Consider the following 23,463-nt stretch of genomic DNA (forward strand, 5'->3'; position numbering starts at 1 on the left):
GGCAACACCGGAAGAGGCTGGCGCATTCCGGCTTCACGCATTGTTACTCATGGCACAGATAGGGCACGTGCATGGACCACGCACACTGAGGTGCCCGACCCCCGCGGAGGAACTGTGAGTCAGGTTCTGGAGAACACGGCGCCACCGAGCACGCTCTGGGCGCGGATGAAGGCCGACCCCCAGTACGCGCCCGAGCACCTCGCCCTGGAGGCGGTGCGGCGGCTCGGCCCGGAGGCCGCGCGCTGGACCGCCCGGATGCGCGCCGAACGCCCGGAAGCCGGCCCCGACGAGCTGGCCGCTCTCGCGATCAAGCGGTTCACCAACCAGGCCCGGCTCTCCGGCGCGGTGTCCGGTGCGGCCGGGCTGCCCGGCGCCGTGATCGACGTGGGCGTGCTGTCCTGGACGCAGGCGCGGATGGTGCTGCACGTGGCGGCCGCCTACGGCCACGACCCGGAGGGGCCGGAGCGCGCCACCGAGCTGCTGATCCTGCAGCGCGTGCACAAGTACGCCGAGTCCGCCCGCGCGGCGCTGGGTGTCGCGGCCGGCCGGGAGCACGCGAGCCGCGTCTTCACCGGCGCGTCCGGCGCGCCGATGGCGCGCGTCCTGGTCACCCTGGGCGTTCGACTCGCGCAGATGGCGGGCGTACGGGCCGCCAAGCGCGTCGTCGTCAAGGTGATCCCGCTCGGCGGCATGGTCCTGGGCACCTGGGCCAACTCGGTGGCGACGAAGGATCTGGCGAAACGGGCGCGGGAGCGGTACCGGAAGGGCTAAGCATTCGGCGGCCCGGCCCGAATCAACCTGACGTGAAGGCTGCCCTCCTGCTCTCCGCTGTCGCGCTCCCGCTGCTGGTCGCCGGGTGCTCGTCGGCGCCCACGGCGTCGACGCCCGCCGACAACAGCGGCGCCGACTGGATCAGCGTGAACGCCGGCCGGGCGACCCCGTCGCCGGTCACCCGGTACGGCACCGCGTCGCCCACGCCGGAGCTGACCCTGCCGACGCTGAACAGCGGTTCGCCGCCGGCCCCGGCCGCGAGCCCGACCTGCACCCCGGCCCCGCGCGGTGCCGGCGTGATCAACGGGCTGGACGTGGTGCCCGGCCGGACCAGCGCCGTGGTGACCTTCTACAACCCGGGCGGCAGCGACATCGTCGACTACAAGCTGACCGCCGCGAACCAGGACCTCCAGCCCGGCCAGCAGCAGGACGTGGGCTGGACCACCGTCACCCCGACCGGCTGCGGCGACCTGAGCGCGAGCGTCACCGGGCTGACTCCGGGCACGAACTACGTCTTCTCGGTCGATGTCCGGCGCAGGCACGTGACGTCCCAGGAGGGCACCTACACCAGGACGGTCGCACGTTCGGGAGTGGTGAGCACCACGTCCTGAGCCGTTCGGCGGGGCAGTCTCTAAGCTTCCCCGCATGGAAGCCATCGTCGACGTGGTCGTGCTCGTAGCGATCTCCGTGGTCGGCGCCGCGCTGGCCCGCCGCCTCGGCTTCGTGGCGCCGCTGGTGCTGCTCGTCGCCGGCCTCGCCTTCTCGTACGTGCCGGGCTTCCCGGAGGCGCACCTCGAGCCGGAGCTGGTCCTCATCGGGATCCTGCCGCCGCTGCTCTACGTCGCCGCCCTGCAGACCTCGGTGCCGGCGTTCCGCCACGCGCTGCGGCCGATCCTGCTGCTCGCCGTCGGCCTCGTGGTGCTGACCGCCATGGTGATCGGGTTCCTGGTCCACATGCTGCTGCCCGAGGTCCCGCTCGCCGCCTGCGTGGCGCTCGGCGCGATCGTCGCCCCGCCGGACGCGGTCTCCGCGACCGCGATCGCGCGGCGGGTCGGGCTGCCCCGGCGGGTGGTCACCATCCTCGAGGGCGAGAGCCTGCTCAACGACGCGACCGCGCTGGTCCTGGTCCGGGTGGCCGCGGGCGCGCTGGGCGGCGCCGCGGTCGGGTTCGCCGAGATCGCCGGCGAGGTCGTGCTGAAGGCGGGCGGCGGCCTCGCGATCGGCTTCGTCTTCGCGGTCGGCGCGGCCTGGCTGCACCGCCGGATCCAGGACGCGCTGCTGGAGGACGCGGTGGCGCTGCTCACCCCGTTCGTCGTGGTGATCGTCGCCGAGAAGATCCACGCGTCCAGCGTGGTGGCCGTCGTGATCACCGGCCTCTACCTGGGTCACCGGATGCCGTACCTGCTCTCGGCCACCTCCCGGCTGCAGATGGACGCGGTCTGGCGTCTCGTGAACTTCCTCCTGGAGGGCGTGGTCTTCCTGCTGGTCGGCCTCCAACTGCGGGCCGTGGTGGGCGGCATCGAGACCGACATGCGTACGACCCTGCAGGTCACCGCCGTGGTCTTCGCGGCGCTCGTGCTGATCCGGTTCGCCTGGATGTACCCGGCGACCTACCTGGCCCGGCTGGTGCCGAGGATCCGCAACCGGGAGGAGCGCCCGCGCCCGGCGGTGCCGACCGTGATCGCCTGGGCCGGCATGCGCGGCGTCGTGACCCTCGCGGCCGCGCAGACGCTGCCCGAGCCCGGCGTGGACGGGGTGCCGGAGTACCCGCGCGAGCTGTTCGTCTTCGTGGCCTTCGCGATCATCGTGCTGACCCTGCTGGTGCAGGGCGCGACCCTGCCGGCCCTGGCCCGGATCCTGAAGGTCCGCGAGGACAACAGCACCCAGGACGCGCTCTCCGAGGCCGGCGTGCAGCACACCGCGAGCCGGGCCGCCCTCGAGGCGCTCGACGCGCACGCGAACGGCGCGCCGCCGGCCGTGGTGGAGCGGCTGCGCGGCCTCATGGAGAGCCGGTCCAACAACGCGTGGGAGCGTCTCGGCAGTCAGGACCAGGAGACGCCGTCGGCGGCGTACGGCCGGCTGCGGCGCGAGATGATCAAAGCCGAGCGGCACGTCTTCAAGATCGCCCGGAACGAGGGGCGGATCCCGGAGGAGGTGCTGGTGCGCGCCCAGCGCGAGCTCGATCTGGAAGAGTCCCAGCTGCAACGGAGTGAGCATTGACCTGTGAGCACCTGAAGGAAGCCGGCGACCCGGCGCCCCTCGCGCCCTACGAGGGAGGTTGCCCGGAGTGCGTGCACGACGGTCTCCACGACTGGGTGCACCTGCGGGTCTGCCTGTCCTGCGGATACGTCGGATGCTGCGACTCCTCCCCGCGGCGGCACATGTCGCGCCACCACGAGGAGCAGGACCACCCGGTGATGCGGTCGTACGAGCCGGGGGAGTCCTGGCGCTGGTGCTACGTCGACCAGCAACTGGGCTGATTCAGCTGCGGTTCGAGCCGGCCGGCTCGCGGATCAGCGTGCCGTCGGCGTAGCAGTACTCCCATCCGTCGCCGTCCTGCAGCGACCGGATGATCGGATGCCCGGTGTCGGCGAAGTGCGCGTCCGCGTGCTTGTTGACCGAGTCGTTGCAGCAGCCCACCTCGCCGCAGGTGAGGCACATCCGGAGCTGCACCCACGTGTCGCCGGACTCCACGCACTGCGGGCAGACGTCGGTGTCGGTCTCGGTGATGTGGATCCGGTCCATGTGGGTGCAGGCCGTGCTGATCGTCTCCTCCCGCACGTATCGCCACCGGTCGTGCAGGAGACGGTCCGGCAGGAACCGGGCGAGCATCCGCGAGTTCGCCGCCAGGATCGGCGCGAGCACCGCGAGGATCAGCACGTAGAGCGCGATGAACGGGCCGATCCGCTCGTCCAGGCCGGCGCTCAGCGCCAGCGTCGCGAGGATCAGCGAGAACTCGCCGCGGCCCAGCACGGTGAGCCCGACGTTGGCGGCGCCGCGCTGGTTCAAGCCGAACAGCCGGGCGGTGATCAGGCCGGCCGTGACGTTGGTGAGCACCGTGATGCCGACCGCGATCAGCACCGGGACGGCCACCGAGCCGATCGCGCCGACGTCGATGCTCATGCCGAACGCCACGAAGAAGATCGCGGCGAAGACGTCCCGCAGCGGCAGCACCAGGCGTTCGGCGCGCTCCTTCACCGAGGTGCGGGCCACCACCAGGCCGATCATCAGCGCGCCGATCGCGTCCGAGACGCCGACCTCGGCGGAGAGCCCGGCGACCAGCACGACCAGGCCGACCATCAGGACCGCCAGCAGCTCGTCCTCGTTGCTGTCGATCACCTTGCCGATCAGCCGGGCGCCCCAGCGGGCGATCGCGAAGAGCAGGACCAGGTAGCCGAAGCTGATGCCGATCCGCAGGGCCAGCTCGCCGGCCGAGTCGGCGCCGGACAGGATCGGCGTGAGCAGGGCCAGGTAGAGGGCGAGGAACAGGTCCTCGATCACGATGATGCCGAGGATGAGCGGGGTCTCGGCGTTGGCGAGCCGGCGCAGCTCGATGAGCAGCTTCGTGGCGATCGCCGACGACGAGATGCCGACCGCCCCGGCGATCACGAACGCCTCGGAGGTGCCCCAGCCGAGCGCGAACCCGAGGCCCAGGCCCGCCCCGATGTTGATGCCGATGTACGCCCCGGCGGCCGCGAACAGCCGCTTGCCGCTGCCGAGGACCTGCTCGACCGGGAACTCCACGCCGAGGTGGAAGAGGAGCAGCACCAGCCCGAGCAGGGCCAGCATGTCGAGGTCCTCGGGGTGCTCGAAGAGCGTGGGACCGGGGGTGAACGGGCCGAGCAGGATGCCGGCGAGCATGAAGAACGGGACGGTCGGCAGCCGGAAGCGGCGTCCGAGGCGGGCGAGCAGGCCGGCCGCCAGGATCAGCGCGCCGAGGCCGATGAGGTTCGCGTGCACCGGCGGCCTAGTCGGTGAAGAACGTGCCGGCCAGGACGGCCCCGACCTTGCGGGCCTGTTCCTCGGTCAGCTCCAGCACGGCGGTGGGATCGTCCCCGCTGGTCTCGAAGACGTAGAGGTGCCGCTTGCCGTCCCTGGACGCCACGATGGACACCCGCTGGCCGCCGCTGCCGAGCGCGATGTCGTACCGGGTGCCGACCCCCGGGAGCTCTTGAATGTGAACGCCTTTACCCATGGGCCGGGATCCTACGGGCCGATGCTGAAAGATGGTGCGGGTGCGAATCCTGATCGCGGGGGCCGGCGCGACCGGCGGATACTTCGGCGGCCGGCTGCTCGAGGCCGGCCGGGACGTGACGTTCCTGGTCCGCCCGGCGCGGGCGGCGCTGCTGGCGGAGCGCGGGCTGCGGATCCTCGGCCCGGAGGGGGAGACGACGCTCACGCCGCGGACCGTCACGGCGGACGACCCCGGCGGCCCCTACGACCTGATCCTGGTGGCGGTGAAGAGCTACGGGCTGGAGCGGGTGCTCGCCGATCTCGCGCCGGCGGCCGGCCCGGACACCGTGGTCGTCCCGCTGCTGAACGGGATGCGGCACGTCGGCGCGCTGACCGGGCGGTTCGGCCCGCGGCAGGTCTGGGGTGGCGTCTGCATGATCCACGCGACCCTGAACGACGACGGCGACGTGGTGCGGATGACCGGCCTGCACCGGCTCGCGTTCGGCCCGCTCACCGCCGAGCCGGACGATCGGCTCGACGCGGTGACCGCGGCGCTGACCGGCGCGGGCTTCGACTCCCGGCCGTCGTCCCGGATCGTCGCCGAGATGTGGGAGAAGTGGGTGCTGCTCGCCTCGCTGGGCGCGGCCACCACGCTGATGCGCGCCTCGATCGGGGAGATCAACGCGGCCCCGGGCGGGCGCCGGCTCACTGCCGCGGTGGCGGCCGAGGCGGTGGCCGCGGCCACCGCTGCGGGGTACGAACCCCGCCCGCGCGCCCGGGAGATCCTCGAAGCGCAGATGTCCACCGGCGAGCGCACGACGTCCTCGATGTACCGGGACCTGGTCGCGGGCCGCCCGGTGGAGGCCGAGGCGATCCTCGGCGACCTCGTCCGGGAGGCCGCCGGGCGCGGTGTGCCGGCGCCGCTGCTGGAGGCCGCGTACACCGGCCTCTCCATCTACACGGCGAGCCGCTGACCCTTCAGAGCGTGGCGTGCCGGGTGGCCGGGACGTGGCCGAGCAGGCTCTCCGCCTCCCGGGCGACCTGCTGGGCGTCGGCGGCCCGGGCGTGCTCGTAGACGTCCACGGTCCGCGCCGCGATCGACGGCCAGTTGAAGTCGTCGACGACGCGCAGACGGGCCCGCAGCGCCATCGACCGGGCGTGGTCGCGGTCGGCCAGCACCGCGCCGACCGCCGTGGCGATGGCCCCCGGGTCGCCGGGCGGGAAGGTCACCCCGGTCACCCCGTCGTCGACGATCTCGGCGAGGCCGCCGGTGGCCGCCACGGCGACCGGCGTCCCGGCGGCGGCCGCCTCGAGCGCCACCATCCCGAACGGCTCGTAGATGCTCGGCACGACGTAGCAGTCCGAGGCGCCCATCAGCGCGGTCAGCTCGTGGCCGCCGAGGAACCCCGCGAAGGTCACGCCGGGCGGGGCCATCTCTTCGAGATCCCTCCGGTACGGGCCGTCGCCCGCGACGACGACGCGCAGCGAGGGGAACCGCTCGCGCAGCGCCGGCACGGCCGCGAGCAGGTTCTGCACGCCCTTCTCGTAGACCAGCCGCCCGGCGAAGCTGATCAGCGGGCCGTCGCCGGCGTACCGGGCCCGGGCCGCCTCGACCGCCCGGGGCCGGGCCCGCCAGCGCAGCGCGTCGACGCCGTTGAAGACCACGTCGGAGCGGCCGGCGGGCACCTCGAAGAGGCGGCCGACCTCGCGCTTCATGTACGCCGAGCAGACGATCACCCGGACCGCGGCGTCGCAGAGCCAGCGCTCGATGCCGTCGATGGCCCGGTTGTGGGGAGCCGGCAGCCAGCCCTGGTGCCGGCCCGACTCGGTGGCGTGGATGGTGGCGACCAGCGGGACGTCCAGGTGGTCGCGGAGGGTCACCGCGGCGTGCGCGACCAGCCAGTCGTGGGCGTGCACCACGTCGTAGCGCCCGGTGCGGGCGGCGCGCAGGGCGGCCCGGGTGAGCGTGTGGTTGAAGGTGAGGGCCCAGTTCAGCATGTCCGCGCCGGGCGCCGGGTCGTCCGGCGCGCGGATCACCCGGACGCCCTCGGTGTACTCCTCGGCCAGCGCGCCCGGCACGTGCCGGGTCACCACCGTCACCTCGTGCCCGGACGCGGCCAGCGTGGTGGCGAGCGCGTGCACGTGCCGGCCCAGCCCGCCGACCAGCAGCGGCGGGTACTCCCACGACAGCATCAGGATGTTCATTCCAGCCCTCCCCGTACGCGCAGCATCTCGGCCACCGGCCTCGCGGCGAACGGGCAGCCGGCGGCCCGATGAGGCGGTTCGCCGTCCGCCCGCTCGCTGATCGATCCGACACCCCACTCGGCGAGGTGCGCCTCCAGGCCGGTGAGCAAGCCCTCGACCGGGCGGCCGGTGGCCCGGCAGGCGTCCGCGTACGGGCCGATCAGCCAGGGCAGCACCGCGCCGTCGGCGGGGCCCCCGGCCGGATCGCCGCGGTAGCCGTACTCGTTCTCGGCGAGCGTGCGCAGGCCCAGCGGGGTGAGCAGGGCCGACCCGATGGCGCGGACCGCCGCGCCGTCCTGGCCGCGCATCGGGCCGTGCGGCAGCGACCAGGCGAGCAACTGGTTCGGCCGCAGCGAGGGGTCGTCGGTGTGCGCGCCGGCGCCGAGCGGGTAGGTCGCGGGCGGGCCCTCGACCACGTCGTGCAGCCAGCCCTCCGGCGCCGGGAAGGCGGCCAGGAAGGAGGTGCGGGCGCGGGCGTGCCGGGCGCGGGGCTCGCCGTCGTCGTATCCGCCCTCGGTGAGCAGGTCGCCCATCGCGGCGAGCGCGTTCACCCAGAGGGCGTTGACGTCGACCGGCTTGCCGAGCTGACGGTCGTCGGGGGTGAAGCCGGCGCCGGCCCGCAGCAGGCCGTCGGCCGGGTCCAGGGCGAGCGGCCCGGGCCCGCTCAGGCGCTGCCGCATGAGCCGGCCGAGCGGCGCCGCGAGCTCGGCGGCGAGGTCGCTGTCCCCGGTCCGGGTGACGTGCCGGTCCACCGCGTGCACCAGCCACAGCGAGGCGTCCGGGGAGCCGGCCGCGCCGGCCGCGGTACGGGTGCGGGCCACCAGCAGCTCCCGCCCCTCCTCGGCCCGGCCGGTGTCCAGGAACAGCCCCTCGTAGGCGGCCATCGTGGCGGCCAGGTCCCGTCCCAGCAGCGGATATCCGGCGACGACGTCCGGGCCGTCCGCGGCGCGGATCACGAACTTGTCGGCGGCGAGCGCGAGGCTCTCCCCGTACCCCTCGGCCTTGGCGGCGGTGACCAGGCGATGAGCGCGCTCGCGCTCCGCGGCCAGGACCACCGGCGGAGGTGGCGGCTCCTCCGCGAGGTCACCCGCCCACGCCGAGATCTCCAGGGACTCGCCCGGCGCGGCCCGGCGGCAGAACGTCCCGGCCAGCCAGAGGTCCTCGACCGCGCCGTCCTCGCGGGTGCGTACGCCGTAGTGCCAGACGCCGGCCGGCTGCCAGCCCGGACCGGTCAGCCGGTACGCGCCCGCCACGATCGCGCCACCGGCGGCCGGGACCGTCGTGATCGGCGGGCCCCCGGCGTGCCGCGAGGCGTGCGCGTCCCGCCAGGTGCACATCGCGGAGGCGGCCAGGGTGACCGGCGCGGGGGCCGCGACCACCCGGTCCCGGACCGCGAGCGAAGGATGCCCGTGCCGCAGGGCCAGCTCCCGCTCGATCACCACGTCGCCGATCCGCCACCGCCAGCGCGGCAGCCCCCGGTCGAGGGTGAAGCTCTCCAGGTGCCGGTGGCCGCCCGGGGCGACCGCGCCGGACTCCCACTCGTGGGTGGCGAGCGCCACCTTCGCGCCCGAGGGGAGGGTGACGGTGAGGTCGAGACAGGCCAGGGCGGCCCACCGGGTGCCGTGATCGTCAACGGTCAGCAGCGTGTGCTCGCGGCGGGTGCGCAGACCGCTCACCGTGCCGCTCGCGTAACCCCCGAGACCGTCGGCCAGCAGCCATTCCCTCCCCGCGCCGGCTTCCGGGGAGAGCGTGCCGCAGATCTGCGGCCCGAAGGTGAAGTGATCATTCTGCGGCACGTCGCCACAATGCTCGTTTTCCCGCCCGGCAAACCCCCGGACGGTGAGATATCACCCGCGAACCGGACAGTCGGGCCTTCCGAGGCACCCCGGTCCGCGAGAATCGAGGCGGACACGATCGGCGGCAGGATTAGCCCATCCGGTTGGTGGGCATGACAGCCCGGCGCCGGTCGCGATGACGGCACCGAGGGGTAGGAGCACCGACATGCAGGTTTGGCCTGGTCACCGGTATCCGCTGGGAGCCACGTACGACGGGACGGGCACGAACTTCGCGATCTTCTCCGAGGTGGCCGAGGCGGTCGAGCTCTGCCTCTTCGACGCCTCGGGCAACGAGCGGAAGGTCCAGCTGCACGAGCAGGACGCGTTCGTCTGGCACGCGTACCTGCCCGGCGTGGAGCCCGGTCAGCGGTACGGCTACCGGGTGTACGGCCCGTACGAGCCGCACCGGGGACTGCGGTGCAACCCGCACAAGCTGCTGCTCGACCCCTACGCGCGGGCCGTCGACTCGGACATCACGTGGCACCCGTCGATGTACGCGTACGACTTCGCGAACCCGGACCAGATGTCGGATCTGGACTCGGCGCCGTACATGCCGAAGGGCGTCGTCGTGAACCCCTACTTCGACTGGGGCAACGACCGGCGGCCGGACATCCCGTACCACCACTCGGTGATCTACGAGACGCACGTGAAGGGCCTGACCCAGCGGCACCCGGAGATCCCCCGGGACATGCGCGGGACGTACTCGGCCATAGGGCATCCGGCGATCATCGAGCACCTCAAGGGCCTCGGCGTGACCGCCGTCGAGCTGATGCCGGTGCACCAGTTCGTGCACGACAACCGCCTCGACGACCTCGGGCTGCGCAACTACTGGGGTTACAACACCCTGAGCTTCTTCGCGCCGTACCACGGCTACTCCTCGACCGGCACGCTCGGTCAGCAGACCCAGGAGTTCCGCGGCATGGTGAAGGCGCTGCACGCGGCCGGCATGGAGGTCATCCTCGACGTGGTCTACAACCACACGGCCGAGGGCAACCATCTCGGGCCGACGCTCTCCCTCAAGGGCATCGACAACCGTACGTACTACCGGCTCGTCGACGACCAGCCGCAGTTCTACATGGACTACACCGGCACCGGGAACAGCCTCAACGTCCGCAGCCCGCAGAGCCTCCAGCTGATCATGGACTCGCTGCGGTACTGGGTCACCGAGATGCACGTCGACGGCTTCCGCTTCGACCTCGCCTCGACCCTGGCCCGCGAGTTCTACGACGTGGACCGGCTCTCCACCTTCTTCGAGGTGGTGCAGCAGGACCCGATCGTCGGCCAGGTGAAGCTGATCGCCGAGCCGTGGGACGTCGGGCCGGGCGGGTACCAGGTCGGCAACTTCCCGCCGAACTGGACCGAGTGGAACGGCAAGTACCGGGACACCGTCCGCGACTTCTGGCGCGGCGAGCCGGCCACCCTCGCCGAGTTCGCCTCCCGGATCACCGGGTCGGCCGACCTCTACCAGGACGACGGCCGCAAGCCCTTCCACTCGATCAACTTCGTGACCGCGCACGACGGGTTCACCCTCAACGACCTGGTCACCTACAACGACAAGCACAACGAGGCCAACGGCGAGGAGAACCGGGACGGCGAGAGCCACAACCGGTCCTGGAACTGCGGCATCGAGGGCCCGACCGACGACGCGAAGGTGCTTCAGCTGCGGGCCCGCCAGCGCCGCAACTTCCTGGCCACGCTGATGCTCAGCCAGGGCGTGCCGATGATCTCGCACGGCGACGAGCTGGGCCGCACCCAGCAGGGCAACAACAACGCGTACTGCCAGGACGACGAGATCAGCTGGATCGACTGGGAGAACGCCGACGAGCAGCTGCTCGAGTTCGCCCGCAAGCTGACCGCGTTCCGCCACCGGCACCAGGTGTTCCAGCGCCGCCGGTTCTTCACCGGCCTGCCGGTGACCGCGCGCGGCGGCGGCGACCCGCTGCCCGACCTGGAGTGGTTCACCCCGGACGGCCGGCAGATGGCCGGCGACGACTGGGGCAACGACTTCGGCCGGGCCGTGGCGCTCTTCGTCAACGGCGAGGGCATCCGCGAGCGCGGCCAGTACGGCCAGCGGCACGTGGACAGCTCGTTCCTGCTCTTCTTCAACGCGCACGACGCGCCGCTCGAGTTCACCACGCCTCCCGCGGAGTACGGGGAGAAGTGGGAGAAGGTCATCGAAACCGCCGAGCCGGATCCCGATCACCCGTCCGTCGTCGAGGCCGGACATTCGATCTGGGTCCCGGACCGATCCCTCATCGTGCTCGACAGGACGGTGTAATGCCTACGCGCCCGAGCAGTACCTACCGAGTCCAGGTCCGACCCGACTTCCCGCTGCCGGCCACCGCCGAGATCGCCGACTACATCGCCGATCTCGGGGTGAGCCACCTCTACTCGGCGCCGCTGCTCACCTCGGCGCCCGGTTCCGAACACGGCTACGACGTGGTGGACCACTCGCAGGTCAACCCGGCGCTCGGTGGTGCCGACGGGCTGCTCACGCTGCACCGCGCGCTCCAGGAGGCTGGTCTCGGGCTGGTCGCCGACATCGTCCCGAACCACGCCGGCGTCGCCGTTCCGCATGCGAATCCGACGTGGTGGGATGTCCTTAAGAACGGGCAGAAATCCTCTTTTTCGCATTTTTACGACATCGACTGGACGCGCGGCCGGCTGATGATCCCGGTGCTGGCCGACAGCCCGACAGCGCTTGATGACCTCCGCGTCGAAGAGGGCGAACTGCGCTACTTCGACAATCGCTACCCGATCGCCGACGGCACCGGCGAGGGCACGCCCCGCGAGGTGCACGACCGGCAGCACTACGAGCTGGTCAACTGGACCAGGGGCGACAAGGAGCTGAACTACCGCCGGTTCTTCGCGATCGTCGAGCTGGCCGCGCTGCGCGTCGAGGACCCGGAGGTCTTCGAGGCCACCCACGCCGAGATCCTGCGCTGGTACCGCGAGGGCCTGATCCAGGGCATCCGGGTCGACCACCCGGACGGCCTGCGTGACCCGGCCGGCTACTTCGACAGGCTGCGCGAATCCGCCCCGGACGCCTGGCTCGTGGTCGAGAAGATCCTCGAGCCGGGGGAGAAGCTGCCGGCCTGGCCGGTCGCCGGCACCACCGGCTACGACGCGATGGCCGACGTGAACGGCGTCTTCGTGGACTCCGGCACCGAGGCGTTCTTCGACACCCTCGACCACCACCTGAGCGGCGCCGTCACCTCCTGGCAGGACCTGGTGCACCGGACCAAGCTCACGGTCGCCACCACCCTGCTCGCCACCGAGCTGTCCCGCCTGGCCCGGCTCGTCCCCGAGGTGGAGAACGCCGAGCGAGCCCTCGCCGAGCTGGCCGCCTGCTTCCCGGTCTACCGGTCCTACCTGCCGGCCGGCTCCCGGCACCTGGCGCAGGCCCGGGCCGAGGCGGGCCGGCGCAACCCGCAGCTGATCGGCGTGCTGGACCGGCTCACCGCGCGGCTGCGGGTGCCCGGCGACGAGCTGGCGATCCGGTTCCAGCAGTTCACCGGCGCGGTCATGGCGAAGGGCGTGGAGGACACCGCGTTCTACCGCTGGACCCGGTTCGTGGCCCGCAACGAGGTCGGCAACGACCCCACCCGGTTCGGCGTGACGCCGGACGAGTTCCACGACGCGGCCGAGCAGCGCCAGCTGGAGTGGCCCGATTCGATGACCTCGCTCGCCACCCACGACACCAAGCGCGGCGAGGACGTCCGGGCCCGGCTCGCGGTCCTCTCCGAGGTGCCCGGCGACTGGACCGAGGTGGTGCGCCGGTGGGTCCGGGTCGCTCCGCTCCCCGACCCGTCGCTGGCCCATCTGATCTGGCAGGTCGCGGTGGGTGCGTGGCCGATCTCGCGGGAGAGACTGCATGCGTACGCCGTGAAGGCCGCGCGCGAATCGGGAGCGTCCACGACCTGGCAGCGCCCGGACGAGACGTTCGAGGCGGCCCTGCGCCGGATGGTCGACCGGATCTACGACGACCCGGCCCTGCACCGCGAGATCGGCGACTTCGCGGCGTCGATCGCGCCGCCCGGCTGGTCCAACTCGCTCGGGCAGAAGGTGGTCCAGCTCACCATGCCCGGCGTGCCCGACGTCTACCAGGGCACCGAGCTCTGGGACCACTCGCTCGTCGACCCGGACAACCGGCGGCCCGTCGACTTCGCCGAGCGGCGCGAGCTGCTCGGCCGGATCGACGACGGCTGGCTGCCGCCGGTGGACCAGACCGGCGCCGCGAAGCTGCTGGTCACCAGCCGGATCCTGCGGCTGCGGCGGCAGCGCCCGGAGCTGTTCACCGGGTACCGGCCGGTCTTCGCCGACGGCCGGGTCGGCGAGCACGTGCTCGCCTTCGACCGCGGCGGCGCGGTGGCGGTGGCGACCCGGCTGCCGGTCGGATTGTCACGCCACGGCGGCTGGCACGACACGACGCTGTCACTCGACGGCCACAGTTGGACGGAAGTGTTCACGAATACCAGTTACGGTGGCAATCGCCTGGCAGTCGCCGAGCTTCTGCACACCTATCCCGTCGCGCTCCTGGTGAAAGAATGACTGTCTTCGAGGTCTGGGCTCCCGAGAAAAACGTCCGGCTCGTCGTCGACGGCCGGGAACACGAGATGGAATCCGGCGACGGCGGCTGGTGGCGGCTCGAGCTGCCCTCCGGCACCGACTACGGCTTCCTCCTCCCCGATCAGGACAGGCCGCTGCCCGACCCGCGGTCGCCGTGGCAGCCGGACGGCGTGCACGGCCTGAGCCGGGTCTACGACCACGACGCCTTCGCCTGGACCGACCAGGGGTGGACCGGCCGGCAGCTGCCCGGCTCGGTCCTCTACGAGCTGCACATCGGCACGTTCACCCCGGAGGGCACGTTCGACGCCGCCATCGCGAAGCTGGACCACCTCGTCGACCTCGGCGTCGACCTGGTCGAGCTGCTCCCGGTGAACGCGTTCAACGGCACCTACAACTGGGGCTACGACGGCGTCTGCTGGTACGCACCCCATGAGGCGTACGGCGGCCCGGACGGGCTCAAGCGGTTCGTCGACGCGGCCCACGCGAAGGGCCTCGGCGTGGTCCTCGACGTGGTCTACAACCACTTCGGCCCGAGCGGGGCGTACGCGCCGATGTTCGGCCCGTACCTGTCGGCCGGCAGCAACACCTGGGGCAGCTCGCTGAACCTGGACGGCCCCGACTCGGACACCGTGCGGCGCTACATCGCCGACAGCGTGCTGATGTGGCTGCGTGACTACCACGTGGACGGGCTGCGGCTCGACGCCGTGCACGCGCTGCACGACGAGGGCGCGGTGCACCTGCTGGAACAGCTCGCCGCCGAGGTGGAGAAGCTCTCCGCGCACCTGCGCCGGCCGCTCACCCTGATCGCCGAGTCGGACCTCAACGACGCCAAGCTGATCACCCCGCGCGAGGCCGGCGGCTACGGCCTGCACGCCCAGTGGGACGACGACGTGCACCACGCCCTGCACGCGCTGCTGACCGGCGAGCGGCAGGGCTACTACGGCGACTTCGGGTCGCTGGACTGCCTGCGTACGGTGCTCGAAGGGGCCTTCTTCCACGCCGGCACCTGGTCCAGCTTCCGCGGCCGGCGGCACGGCCGGCCGATCGACCGGCAGCGCACCGCGGGGCACCGGTTCGTCGCGTTCCTGCAGAACCACGACCAGATCGGCAACCGCGCGATCGGCGACCGGCTCACCGCGACCCTCTCGCCGGGCCTGCTCAAGGTCGGCGCGACGCTGCTGCTCACCTCCCCGTTCACGCCGATGCTCTTCATGGGCGAGGAGTGGGCGGCGAGCAGCCCGTGGCAGTTCTTCACGAGCCACCCGGAGCCGGAGCTGGCCGCCGCCGTGCAGACCGGCCGGCGCCGCGAGTTCGCCCGGCACGGCTGGGACGAGGCCGACGTGCCGGACCCGCAGGACCCGGCCACCTTCGAGCGCTCCAAGCTGGACTGGTCCGAGCCGGAGAAGCCGGGCCACGCCGAGATCCTGGAGCTCTACAAGCGGCTGATCGCGCTGCGCCGCGGCGTGCCCGACCTCACCGACCCGTGGCTGAGCGACGTCGAGGCCTGGCACGGCGACCGGCACGTGGTGATCCGCCGCGGGTCGTCCGTGGTGGCCGCGAACCTGGCCGGCGTCGAGCAGACCGTCAGCGTCCGCTCGCCGGTCCGGTCGGTGCTGCTCGCCACCGAGCCGGGCGTGGTCGTCCAGCGGGACCGGCTCGTGCTGCCGGCGGAGAGCGCCGTCGTAGCCTCGGTGCGGTGACGTCCTGGGGTGTGCGGGCCGCGACGCGGTCGATAAGGCTCTACCGGCTGATCTCGCCGCGCCTGCCCACCCGATGCCGGTACACGCCCACCTGCAGCGCCTATGCGCTGACGGCGATCGAGCGGCACGGCCTGCGGACCGGCCTGCGCCTCACCCTGCGCAGGCTGGCCCGCTGCGGCCCGCGGGTCCCGTTCGGTACCTCGGACCCCGTTCCGTGACATCGGTGTAGCACCATGTCCCGCATGGTCGAGCGGGACGACAGAGACACCGGGCCGCGGGTACGCCGGTTCCGGCAGTGGACGCCGCCGGATCTGCCGTGGCTGCGCCGCCGGATCATGCCGCCGCCGGACGTGACGCCCGAGGAGATCGCCTCCCGGGACATCGCCGAGCAGGAGATCTTCGAGGAGGCGATCGAGGAGGTCCAGCTCCGCTCGGTCGCCGACTGGGAATACCGCTTCCGCGCCTGGCGGCTCGCCGGGCTCGGCCTGCTGCTCGTGCTCGTCCTCGCGGTGACGATGAGCCGGCTGCTGGTCGGCGGCCCGCCGTCGGTCACCGAGCTGCGCGAGCAGGCCGGGGTGGACACCTGGACCACGCTGAACATCGGCGTGAAGGACGACCAGTACGGGGTCGCCTTCCACAACCCGGATGGCAAGTGGGCCGGCTTCGACATCGACATCGCCCTGATGGTCGCCGAGGATCTCGGTTTCCGCCGGGACGACGTCCGGTTCTACGGCCTGGAGAGCGAGGACCGGGCCCGGATGCAGGCGATCGACGCGAAGGGCAACCCGGTGCCGGTCCAGCTCGTGATCGCCAGCTACAGCGTCACCGAGGAACGCAAGGCTTCCGGTGTGCACTTCTCGGCGCCCTATCTGCACACCGAGCAGTCGGTGATCACACTGAAGGGTCACTCCTCCGTCTCCGCCCTGCAGGACCTCACCGGCAAGCGGGTCTGCACCCTCTCGACCTCGACGAGCCAGTCCGCGCTGGACGACGTGGAGGCGATCGTGACCCGCAAGAACCGCGTCCGGGAGTGCTTCGCCGAGCTCGACGCCGGCAAGGTCGACGCGATCAGCACCGATGCGGCGATCCTGGCCGGATGGAAGCACAAGTTTCCAGGAAAATACACGCATTGGGACCTCGGCCTCGAGAAGGTCGAGCGGTGGGGTGTCAACGTCGGCGACAACCCGGCCCTGGAGACGCTCGTCAACCTGACCCTCTACCGTTCGTACGCCGACCCCGCCGACGACCGGTGGGAGCGGGCCTACCAGGAGCACCTCCAGTCCGAGATCGACCTGGACGAGCCGGTACCGATCGCCGAGGGCATGCAGCCCCGCGTGGAACGGCCGGACGTGCGGCACCTGCCGTGGGAGGACCCGCTCGGATGACCTCCTCCGACATCTCGACCGGCGCGGTCTCGAAGGAGCGGCACGGCGCCCGCCCCCGCTACCGCGCCGAGTTCAACTGGCTGCTCGCCGTCCTGCCCGGTTTCCCGCTGCTGCTGCTCGTGCTCCGGCTCTGGTACCTGAGCCGGCAGGACATGGCCACCATGCTGCTGCTCGTGCAGTACATCAACCCACTCGGCATGCTCGGCGCGCTCTTCATCACGCTGAGCTGGACCATCCCGGCGGCCATCCTGGTGGTCCGGGTGCTCGGCGGGATCCTGCTGGTCAGCGTCCCGGGGCACGCCGGCACGTCGTACCTCGCGGTGGCCGCCCTGCGGATGCCCGGGTGGGTCGTCGCGATCGCTGCGATCATCGCGGCCTTCACCTGGCAGATGCAGCTCCTGCCGCTGCTCGCCATGCTCGTCACGGCGATCCTCGGGCTGACCGCGGCGCAGAGCATCCAGGGCGAGAGGGCGCTGATGCTCTGGATCACCATCGGCGTGCCGGTGGTGACCGGGATCCTGGTGTGGATCTTCGTCTGGCCGGGCGTCGTCGAGGCCGTGCGGGCCGGCATGTGGTCCACGGCCGCCCTGCTCGCCCTGCCGCCGCTGTTCGGGCCGGTGCTCACCGGGCCGGTACCGGCCAAGTGGGCGCGGATGGCGACGTACTGGCCGGCGATCGGCGCGGCGTTCGCGCTGCCGTTCGTGGTCGGCGTGGTCTTCCTGCGCGCCCCGGTGCTGCCGGACAGCGCCGTCGAGGTCGGCGCCGAGGGCGAGCCGGTCACCGTCGTCCGCGGACAGCTGATCTCGGTGGACGACAACTCCACCACGATGCTGGAGCCGGACGGCGAGGTGACGTTCATCCCCAACGGACAGGTGCGGTCCCGGGCGCTCTGCCCGGACACCGCGCCGCCGTCGTACAGCGGCGTGACGGTCCGCGGCTGGCCCGCCGAGGCCTCGGCACTCCGGTGGATCGCACCGACACGCACCGTGACCGAAGTCGATCCCCGATGCCTCGGACGTGCCCTTGATCCGGGCTGAGTGTATTTTCGACAACGACATGTGCGACATGCCGCCCACCACGTGCAGACAGCTTGGCATCGACCTGGCAGGCTGCACGCCATGACCTTGCACCTCCGGTGGGCGGCCGTCACCGACCAAGGACACGTCCGGAGCAACAACGAGGACTGTCACTACGCGGGTGACAACCTCCTCGTGGTTTGCGACGGCATGGGCGGGATGGCCGCCGGCGACCTCGCCAGCCGGCTCGCCGTCGAAGCCATGGTCTCGCTCGACGCGCCTATCCCCACCGACAACCAGATGGACGCGCTGCACCGCGCGCTCGAAGTGGCGAACGGCCGGATCGCCGAGCAGGTGGCCGCCGACCCCGCTCTGCAGGGGATGGGCACCACGCTCACGGCCGTGCTCTTCAACGGCGAGCGGGCGGCGATGGCCCACGTCGGCGACTCCCGGGCATACCTGCTGCGCGACGGCCGGCTCAACCAGCTCACCAAGGACGACACGTACGTCCAGATGCTCATCGACCAGGGCCTGCTCAAGCCCGAGGAGGCGGCCGGCCACCCGCGCCGGGCCGTCGTGACCCGGGTGCTGCAGGGCGAGCCGGTGACCCCCGCGTACGTCATCGTGGAGCCGCAGGCCGGGGACCGCTGGCTGCTCTGCAGCGACGGCCTCACCGGCGTGGTCAACGACCCGACGCTGGAGCAGGAGCTGCGCACCTCGCCCGACCCGAAGACGTGCTCCGAGCGCCTCGTCGACCTCGCGCTGCGCGGCGGCGGCCCGGACAATGTCACGGTGGTCGTAGCGGACGTGACCACCGGAGACTGACCAGGTATTTTACTCCGGCCGCTTACCTTGTATTCCGCGGCCGGAAAGAATCTGGTGGTGATTCGGGGCCGTGGCCGTTCTCGGTGACCTGCTGCAGCTCGGCGTCGGCCTCGCCGCCGCCGCCGTCTGCCTGCACGCGACCCGGGGCCGGACCGGCATCCCGCGCCGCTGGCGGTTCCTCGCCGCCGGTGGCCTGCTGGTCTGGTCGCTCACCCGGCTCGCCGGACTGCTCACCGACCCGCCGCAGGTGGTCACCGACGCCGGCTTCCTGGTGCTGCCGCTCTGCATGCTGATCGGGCTGCTGGCCGCCGCGCACACCCGGCCCCGCCCGGTGCCGACCTCGCCGCGCCGCGACCAGATCGCCCTGGTCATCGACAGCGTGCTGATCACCGGCTCGGTGCTGGCGCTGCTCTGGTCGGTCGTGCCCGATCTGGTCGAGCCGCGCCTGGTGGCCTACCCGGTCGTCGACCTGGTCCTGCTCACCATGGTGATGCTGCTGCTGACCACCCGGCCGGACTCGCCGTCCGGCCGGCGCCCGCTCGCCCTGATCGGGGTGGCGCTGATCGCCTTCGGCACCGCCGACACGCTCCGGCTGCTCGACGCCGGACCGGGCTGGGCGGCGACCGCCGGGCACCTGATCGGGCCGGCCTTCATCGCGCTCGCGGCGCTCAGCCCGGCCCGGGTCCCGCTGGACCGGCCGGTCACGGCGCTGCTCGTGCACGACCGGCTGCACCTGCTCGTGCCGTACGGGCCGGTGGTGGTGGCCGGGGTGGTGCTGATGGCGCGCACCATCGCCGGTCAGCCGCTCACCGCGTTCCAGGCCTACCTCGGCTGGCTCGGGCTCGCCCTGGTGGTCACCCGGCAGATGCTCACCATCATGGACAACACCGTGCTGCTCGACCGGATCGCCGACACCCAGCAGCGGTTGCACCACCTGGCGTACCACGACCCGCTGACCGGGCTGCCGAACCGGGCGCTCTTCCGGGAACGCCTCGGCCTCGCCCTGGAGGCGCACCAGAGCCGGGGCGCGCCGGTCGCGGTCCTCTTCGCCGACCTCGACGACTTCAAGCTCATCAACGACACGTTCGGGCACGCCATGGGGGACCGGGTGCTCACCGCCGTGGGCGAGCGGATGCGGTCCTGCGTACGGTCCCAGGACCTGGTGGCCCGGCTCGGCGGCGACGAGTTCGCGGTGGTGCTCGGCTACGGCGTCGTCCCGGCGCCGCGGCGGCACCGCAGCCGGTTCCGTCCCCGCCGGTACGTGCTCTCCGCCGCCGGGGTGCGCGTCTACGACGGCCTGGACCGGCGGGCCGCGGCCGGGCGGGCGACGGCCGAGCTGCCGTACCCGGTGTGGGTGGCCGAGGCGGAGGCGATCGGGCAGCGGATGCTCGCCACGCTGCGCGAGCCGTACCTGATCGACGGCCGGTCGGTGGGCGTCGGCGTGAGCGTCGGCCTGGTCGCCGCCGAACCGGGCGACCACCTCTCGGCCGACATCCTGCTGCGCCGCGCCGACGCCGCCATGTACGCGGTGAAGCGCCGCGGCAAGGGCGCCCTCGTCACCTATGCCGGGCCGCGCGACAACGCGCCGCACGCCGATCTGCCGCAGCTGCTCGCCGGCGCGCTCGCCGAGGGCGGCAGCCCCGCCGCGGCCGGCTTCGAGGTGCACTACCAGCCGATCGTCCGGCTCGCCGACGCCGCGACCGTGGCGGTGGAGGCGCTGGCCCGCTGGACCGACCCGGTCGCCGGCCCGGTCCACCCGGACGTCTTCGTCACGATGGCCGAGCGCACCGGCCTGGTCGCGGCGATCGACGACTTCGTGCTCGACCAGGCGTGCGCCGACGCGGCCCGGCTCGAGTCGCTCTACGGCCGCCCGATCGACCTGCACGTCAACGTCTCGGCCGGCCGCCTCGGCCAGCACGGCCTGCGCGCGGCCGTCGCGGCGGCGCTGGAACGCCACGGCGTACCCCCGGCCCGCCTCGTCGTGGAGGTCACCGAGACCCTCCGCATACCCGACCTGCCCCGCGCCGCCGCCGTGCTGGAATCGCTGCGCGACCTCGGCGTACGGATCGCCCTGGACGACTTCGGCAGCGGCTACAACGCTTTGGCCCAGCTCCACGCCATGCCCGTCGACATCGTGAAGCTCGACTCGACCCTCACCGACGTGGACGCCTCGCCGGAGCGGGCCGGCGCCCTGTGCCGCTCGGTGCTCGCCATCTGCGCGGAACTGGGCATCGCGGTGGTGGCCGAGGGCCTCGAGACGCGGGAGCGGGCCTCCGGCATGGCGGCGCTCGGCTGCCCCCTCGGCCAGGGGTATCTGTTCGGCCCGCCCGCGCCCCTGACCCGCCTCATCCCGACGGCCACCTGACCCCGGGTTCGCGGCGGCTTCAGCGGGAACGCGGGTTGGCGCGCTTCGTCGGGGTGGCCGTGGTCGGGTCCTCGGGCCACGGGTGGCGCGGATAGCGGCCCCTCAGCTCGGCCCGTACCTGCGGGAACCCCTGCGCCCAGAACGACCGCAGATCGCCGGTGACGGCCACCGGGCGGCCGGCCGGGGAGAGCAGGTGCAGCAGTACCGGCACCCGGCCGTCGGCCAGCCGTGGGGCGTCCTGCCAGCCGAACGCCTCCTGCACCTTCACGGCCAGCACCGGCGCGGCCGGGTCGGTGTAGTCGACGCGCACGTTCGAGCCGCTCGGGACGGGCAGGCGTTCCGGGGCCACCTCGTCCAGCCGTCCCGCCACCGACCAGGGGAGCAGGCGGCGCAGGGAGTGGGCGACGTCCAGCTTGGCCAGGTCGGCGCGGCGGCGGGCCTTCGACAGGTCGAGCCAGTCGGCGGCGAGCAGCGCCTCGTCGGAGACGTCCGGCCACGGGTCGCCGAGGGCGGCGTGCGCGAAGGCGAGCCGGCCGCGCAGCTCCTCGGCGTTGCGGGTCCAGGTGAGCAGCGACAGCCCCTCCGCGCGCAGGCCGGTGAGCAGCGCGTCGTGCAGCAGGGCCGGGTCCGGGTCGGTGATCCGTACGCTGGACAGCGTGATCGCGCCGAGCCTCCGCACCCGCCGGGCCACCACGTCGCCGTCGATCCAGCCGATCTCGGCGCCGTCGCTGAGCAGGGTGGCCGCCACCTGACACGCGGTCTCCTCGTCGAGGGGCGCGGCGCTGCGGATGCGTGCGGTGCGCGATCCGGCCGCACGCTCCGCGGCGGCCACCGCCAGCCAGGGCGTTCCGGCAAGCTGGGTGCCGCCTGGCAGCTCCGCGGCGGTTCCGCCGGCCATGAGGTACGAGGAACCGCCCCGCTCCCGGGCCTTCGCGACCCGTTCCGGGTACGCCAGCCCCACGACGAGTCCCGCCGCGAGGTCGTCGGGAATCCGCTCCCCGCCGATCGAATGCTCGTTCGCGGAAGAGAGGGAGACCGCGGAGCCGCCGGTCCGGGAGGCGGCAGCCGTGCCTGCGGCGGCCGGGGACGGGGGCGTCGGCGGGGGTGGGAGGGCGGCGCGGAGGCGGCGTACCTCGGTGGTGAAGGCCTTGTCGCCGGAAGCTCGCGCCCTCCTCCAGAGGGTGACCACGTCGTCGCCTCCGGAGAGGGTGTCGTCGAGGACGGCGACGATCTCGGCGGCCCGCTGCGCCCCGACCAGCGCGGCGCCGTCGAGGAGGGCCCGGGCCAGGCGGGGGTGCAGGCCGGCGTCGGCGAGGGCGCGGCCGCGGGCGGTGACGCGGCCGTCGTCGCCCACCGCGCCGAGGTCGTGCAGGGTCGACCGGGCGGCCTTGAGGGCGCCCGCGGGCGGCTGGTCGGGGAGGGCCAGGCCGCTGCCGTCGGGGTGGCCCCAGAGGGCGAGGTCGAGGGCGAAACCGGTCAGGTCGGCGGCGGCGATCTCCGGCTCGGGCTGGGCCGGGAGGCGGTCGTGGAGGGCCTGGGGCCAGCAGCGGTAGACGCGGCCCGGCGCCTCCCGGCCGGCCCGGCCGGCTCGCTGTTCGGCGGAGGCGCGGGAGACCGCGACGGTGGCCAGGGCGCCGAGGCCGCGGGAGTGGTCCATCCGCGGCACCCGGCTCAGGCCGGCGTCGACCACGGCGCGCACGCCCGGCACGGTGAGGCTGCTCTCGGCGATCGCGGTGGCGAGCACGACGCGCCGGCCGGCGCCGGGGCGCAGCGCCGCGTCCTGGGCGGAACCGGACTGGCGGCCGTGCAGGGTGACCACGTCGACGCCCGGCAGCCGGCGGGCCACCGCCTCGATCTCGCGGGCGCCCGGCAGGAACACCAGGACGTCGCCGTCCCCCTCGGCGAGGGCCCGCCGGGTCGTGGCCGCCACGTGGTCGAGCAGCCGCGGATCGACGCGCAGGCCGAGCGGCGGGGTGATCCGGCCCGGCGGCGGATCCCAGATCACCGCGACCGGATACGTACGCGCGTGAGCCGTCAGCACCGGCGCCTCCAGGATCGCGGCGAGCCGGTCGGCGTCGGCGGTCGCCGAGGTGGCGAGCAGCCGCAGGTCGGGGCGGAGCGCGGCGCGGACCTCGGTCAGGAAGGCGAGGGCCAGGTCGGAGTCGAGGTGCCGCTCGTGGCACTCGTCGAGCATGACGGCGTCCACCCCGGCCAGCTCCGGGTCGTGCTGGAGCCGCCGGACCAGCAGACCGGTCGTCACCACCTCGACCACGGTGTCCCGGGAGACGCGCCGATCGCCGCGCACCGCGTAGCCGACCCGTCCGCCGGCGCGCTCACCGAGCAGCGAGGCCATCCGGTGCGCCGCCGCCCGAGCCGCCACCCTCCGTGGCTCGGCCACGATGACCCGGCCCTTCTCCGAGGCCAGGGCCAGGGGTACGAGGGTGGTCTTGCCGGTTCCGGGCGGGGCGACGAGGACGGCCGCTCCCGCCTCGTCGAGCGTCCGGGTGACCGACGGCAGGACGGGCCGGACCGGGAGCTCGGGCAGGGCGTCGGGCGAGATCAGCACGGGCCGGGTTCCGT

General features: G+C 73.0%; 18 protein-coding genes. 13 read left to right on the forward strand and 5 right to left on the reverse strand.

From position 1 onward, the window contains the following. Window positions 1-165 precede the first annotated feature (165 nt). Genes AB0G10_RS06350 through AB0G10_RS06365 form a run of 4 tightly spaced genes read left to right on the forward strand, consistent with a single transcriptional unit; the run spans window position 166 to window position 3,251 of the window. Window positions 166-771 (forward strand): EcsC family protein, encoded by a 606-nt coding sequence (locus AB0G10_RS06350; RefSeq protein WP_360917975.1) that lies wholly within the window; start codon window positions 166-168, stop codon window positions 769-771. Window positions 772-803: 32 nt separating this feature from the next. Further along, window positions 804-1,382: a fibronectin type III domain-containing protein gene (locus AB0G10_RS06355; RefSeq protein ID WP_360917352.1), complete on the forward strand. Its 579-nt coding sequence runs from the start codon at window positions 804-806 to the stop codon at window positions 1,380-1,382. Window positions 1,383-1,416: 34 nt separating this feature from the next. Further along, window positions 1,417-2,991 carry a Na+/H+ antiporter gene (locus AB0G10_RS06360; RefSeq protein ID WP_360917355.1) on the forward strand — a complete coding sequence of 525 codons (1,575 nt, stop codon included), beginning with the start codon at window positions 1,417-1,419 and terminating at the stop codon, window positions 2,989-2,991. Beyond that, window positions 2,988-3,251 carry a UBP-type zinc finger domain-containing protein gene (locus tag AB0G10_RS06365; RefSeq protein WP_360917358.1) on the forward strand — a complete coding sequence of 88 codons (264 nt, stop codon included), beginning with the start codon at window positions 2,988-2,990 and terminating at the stop codon, window positions 3,249-3,251. Before AB0G10_RS06360 ends, AB0G10_RS06365 begins: the two co-directional genes overlap by 4 nt. A gap of 1 nt (window position 3,252) precedes the next feature. Here the strand turns inward: AB0G10_RS06365 and AB0G10_RS06370 are convergent, their stop codons facing one another. Both AB0G10_RS06370 and AB0G10_RS06375 read right to left on the reverse strand, forming a co-directional pair. After that, a complete protein-coding gene (locus AB0G10_RS06370; protein WP_360917361.1) occupies window positions 3,253-4,731 on the reverse strand; it encodes a cation:proton antiporter in 1,479 nt (492 codons plus the stop codon). 7 nt (window positions 4,732-4,738) lie between these two features. Further along, on the reverse strand, window positions 4,739-4,966 hold the full coding sequence (locus AB0G10_RS06375) for a potassium transporter TrkA (protein WP_360917363.1): 228 nt from the start codon (window positions 4,964-4,966) through the stop codon (window positions 4,739-4,741). 40 nt (window positions 4,967-5,006) lie between these two features. Between AB0G10_RS06375 and AB0G10_RS06380 the strand changes: the two genes are divergently transcribed. Further along, entirely contained in the window at window positions 5,007-5,918 is a 912-nt protein-coding gene (locus tag AB0G10_RS06380) for a ketopantoate reductase family protein (RefSeq protein WP_360917366.1), read from the forward strand. Between the two features lie 4 nt (window positions 5,919-5,922). Here the strand turns inward: AB0G10_RS06380 and AB0G10_RS06385 are convergent, their stop codons facing one another. Both AB0G10_RS06385 and AB0G10_RS06390 read right to left on the reverse strand, forming a co-directional pair. Beyond that, entirely contained in the window at window positions 5,923-7,149 is a 1,227-nt protein-coding gene (locus tag AB0G10_RS06385; RefSeq protein WP_360917369.1) for a glycosyltransferase family 4 protein, read from the reverse strand. Beyond that, entirely contained in the window at window positions 7,146-8,984 is a 1,839-nt protein-coding gene (locus AB0G10_RS06390; protein ID WP_360917371.1) for a glycogen debranching enzyme N-terminal domain-containing protein, read from the reverse strand. The genes AB0G10_RS06385 and AB0G10_RS06390 overlap by 4 nt, the downstream gene beginning before the upstream one ends. A 205-nt stretch (window positions 8,985-9,189) precedes the next feature. On the opposite strand from AB0G10_RS06390, the gene glgX reads away from it, so the two are divergent. From glgX to AB0G10_RS06430, 8 genes are all read left to right on the forward strand, one after another. Next, window positions 9,190-11,301 carry a glycogen debranching protein GlgX gene (gene glgX, locus AB0G10_RS06395; protein WP_360917374.1) on the forward strand — a complete coding sequence of 704 codons (2,112 nt, stop codon included), beginning with the start codon at window positions 9,190-9,192 and terminating at the stop codon, window positions 11,299-11,301. Further along, the gene (gene treY / locus AB0G10_RS06400; RefSeq protein WP_360917377.1) at window positions 11,301-13,574 is read left to right on the forward strand and encodes a malto-oligosyltrehalose synthase; all 2,274 of its coding nucleotides are present in this window, start codon (window positions 11,301-11,303) and stop codon (window positions 13,572-13,574) included. Before glgX ends, treY begins: the two co-directional genes overlap by 1 nt. Beyond that, window positions 13,571-15,292: a malto-oligosyltrehalose trehalohydrolase gene (gene treZ, locus AB0G10_RS06405; RefSeq protein ID WP_360917380.1), complete on the forward strand. Its 1,722-nt coding sequence runs from the start codon at window positions 13,571-13,573 to the stop codon at window positions 15,290-15,292. Before treY ends, treZ begins: the two co-directional genes overlap by 4 nt. Then, window positions 15,289-15,510: a membrane protein insertion efficiency factor YidD gene (gene yidD, locus AB0G10_RS06410; protein WP_360917383.1), complete on the forward strand. Its 222-nt coding sequence runs from the start codon at window positions 15,289-15,291 to the stop codon at window positions 15,508-15,510. Before treZ ends, yidD begins: the two co-directional genes overlap by 4 nt. Window positions 15,511-15,534: 24 nt before the next feature. After that, the gene (locus tag AB0G10_RS06415) at window positions 15,535-16,677 is read left to right on the forward strand and encodes a transporter substrate-binding domain-containing protein (protein ID WP_360917386.1); all 1,143 of its coding nucleotides are present in this window, start codon (window positions 15,535-15,537) and stop codon (window positions 16,675-16,677) included. Further along, window positions 16,674-17,714, forward strand: a complete 1,041-nt coding sequence (locus AB0G10_RS06420) for a hypothetical protein (protein ID WP_360917389.1) — start codon at window positions 16,674-16,676, stop codon at window positions 17,712-17,714. Before AB0G10_RS06415 ends, AB0G10_RS06420 begins: the two co-directional genes overlap by 4 nt. Before the next feature lie 81 nt (window positions 17,715-17,795). Beyond that, entirely contained in the window at window positions 17,796-18,518 is a 723-nt protein-coding gene (locus AB0G10_RS06425; RefSeq protein ID WP_360917392.1) for a protein phosphatase 2C domain-containing protein, read from the forward strand. Between the two features lie 70 nt (window positions 18,519-18,588). Further along, the gene (locus AB0G10_RS06430; RefSeq protein WP_360917395.1) at window positions 18,589-20,883 is read left to right on the forward strand and encodes an EAL domain-containing protein; all 2,295 of its coding nucleotides are present in this window, start codon (window positions 18,589-18,591) and stop codon (window positions 20,881-20,883) included. 19 nt (window positions 20,884-20,902) lie between these two features. Here the strand turns inward: AB0G10_RS06430 and hrpB are convergent, their stop codons facing one another. Further along, window positions 20,903-23,443: an ATP-dependent helicase HrpB gene (hrpB, locus tag AB0G10_RS06435; protein ID WP_360917976.1), complete on the reverse strand. Its 2,541-nt coding sequence runs from the start codon at window positions 23,441-23,443 to the stop codon at window positions 20,903-20,905. Window positions 23,444-23,463 lie beyond the last annotated feature (20 nt).

Source organism: Actinoplanes sp. NPDC023714 (assembly GCF_040639855.1).
In the GTDB taxonomy this organism is placed as follows: Bacteria; Actinomycetota; Actinomycetes; order Mycobacteriales; family Micromonosporaceae; genus Actinoplanes.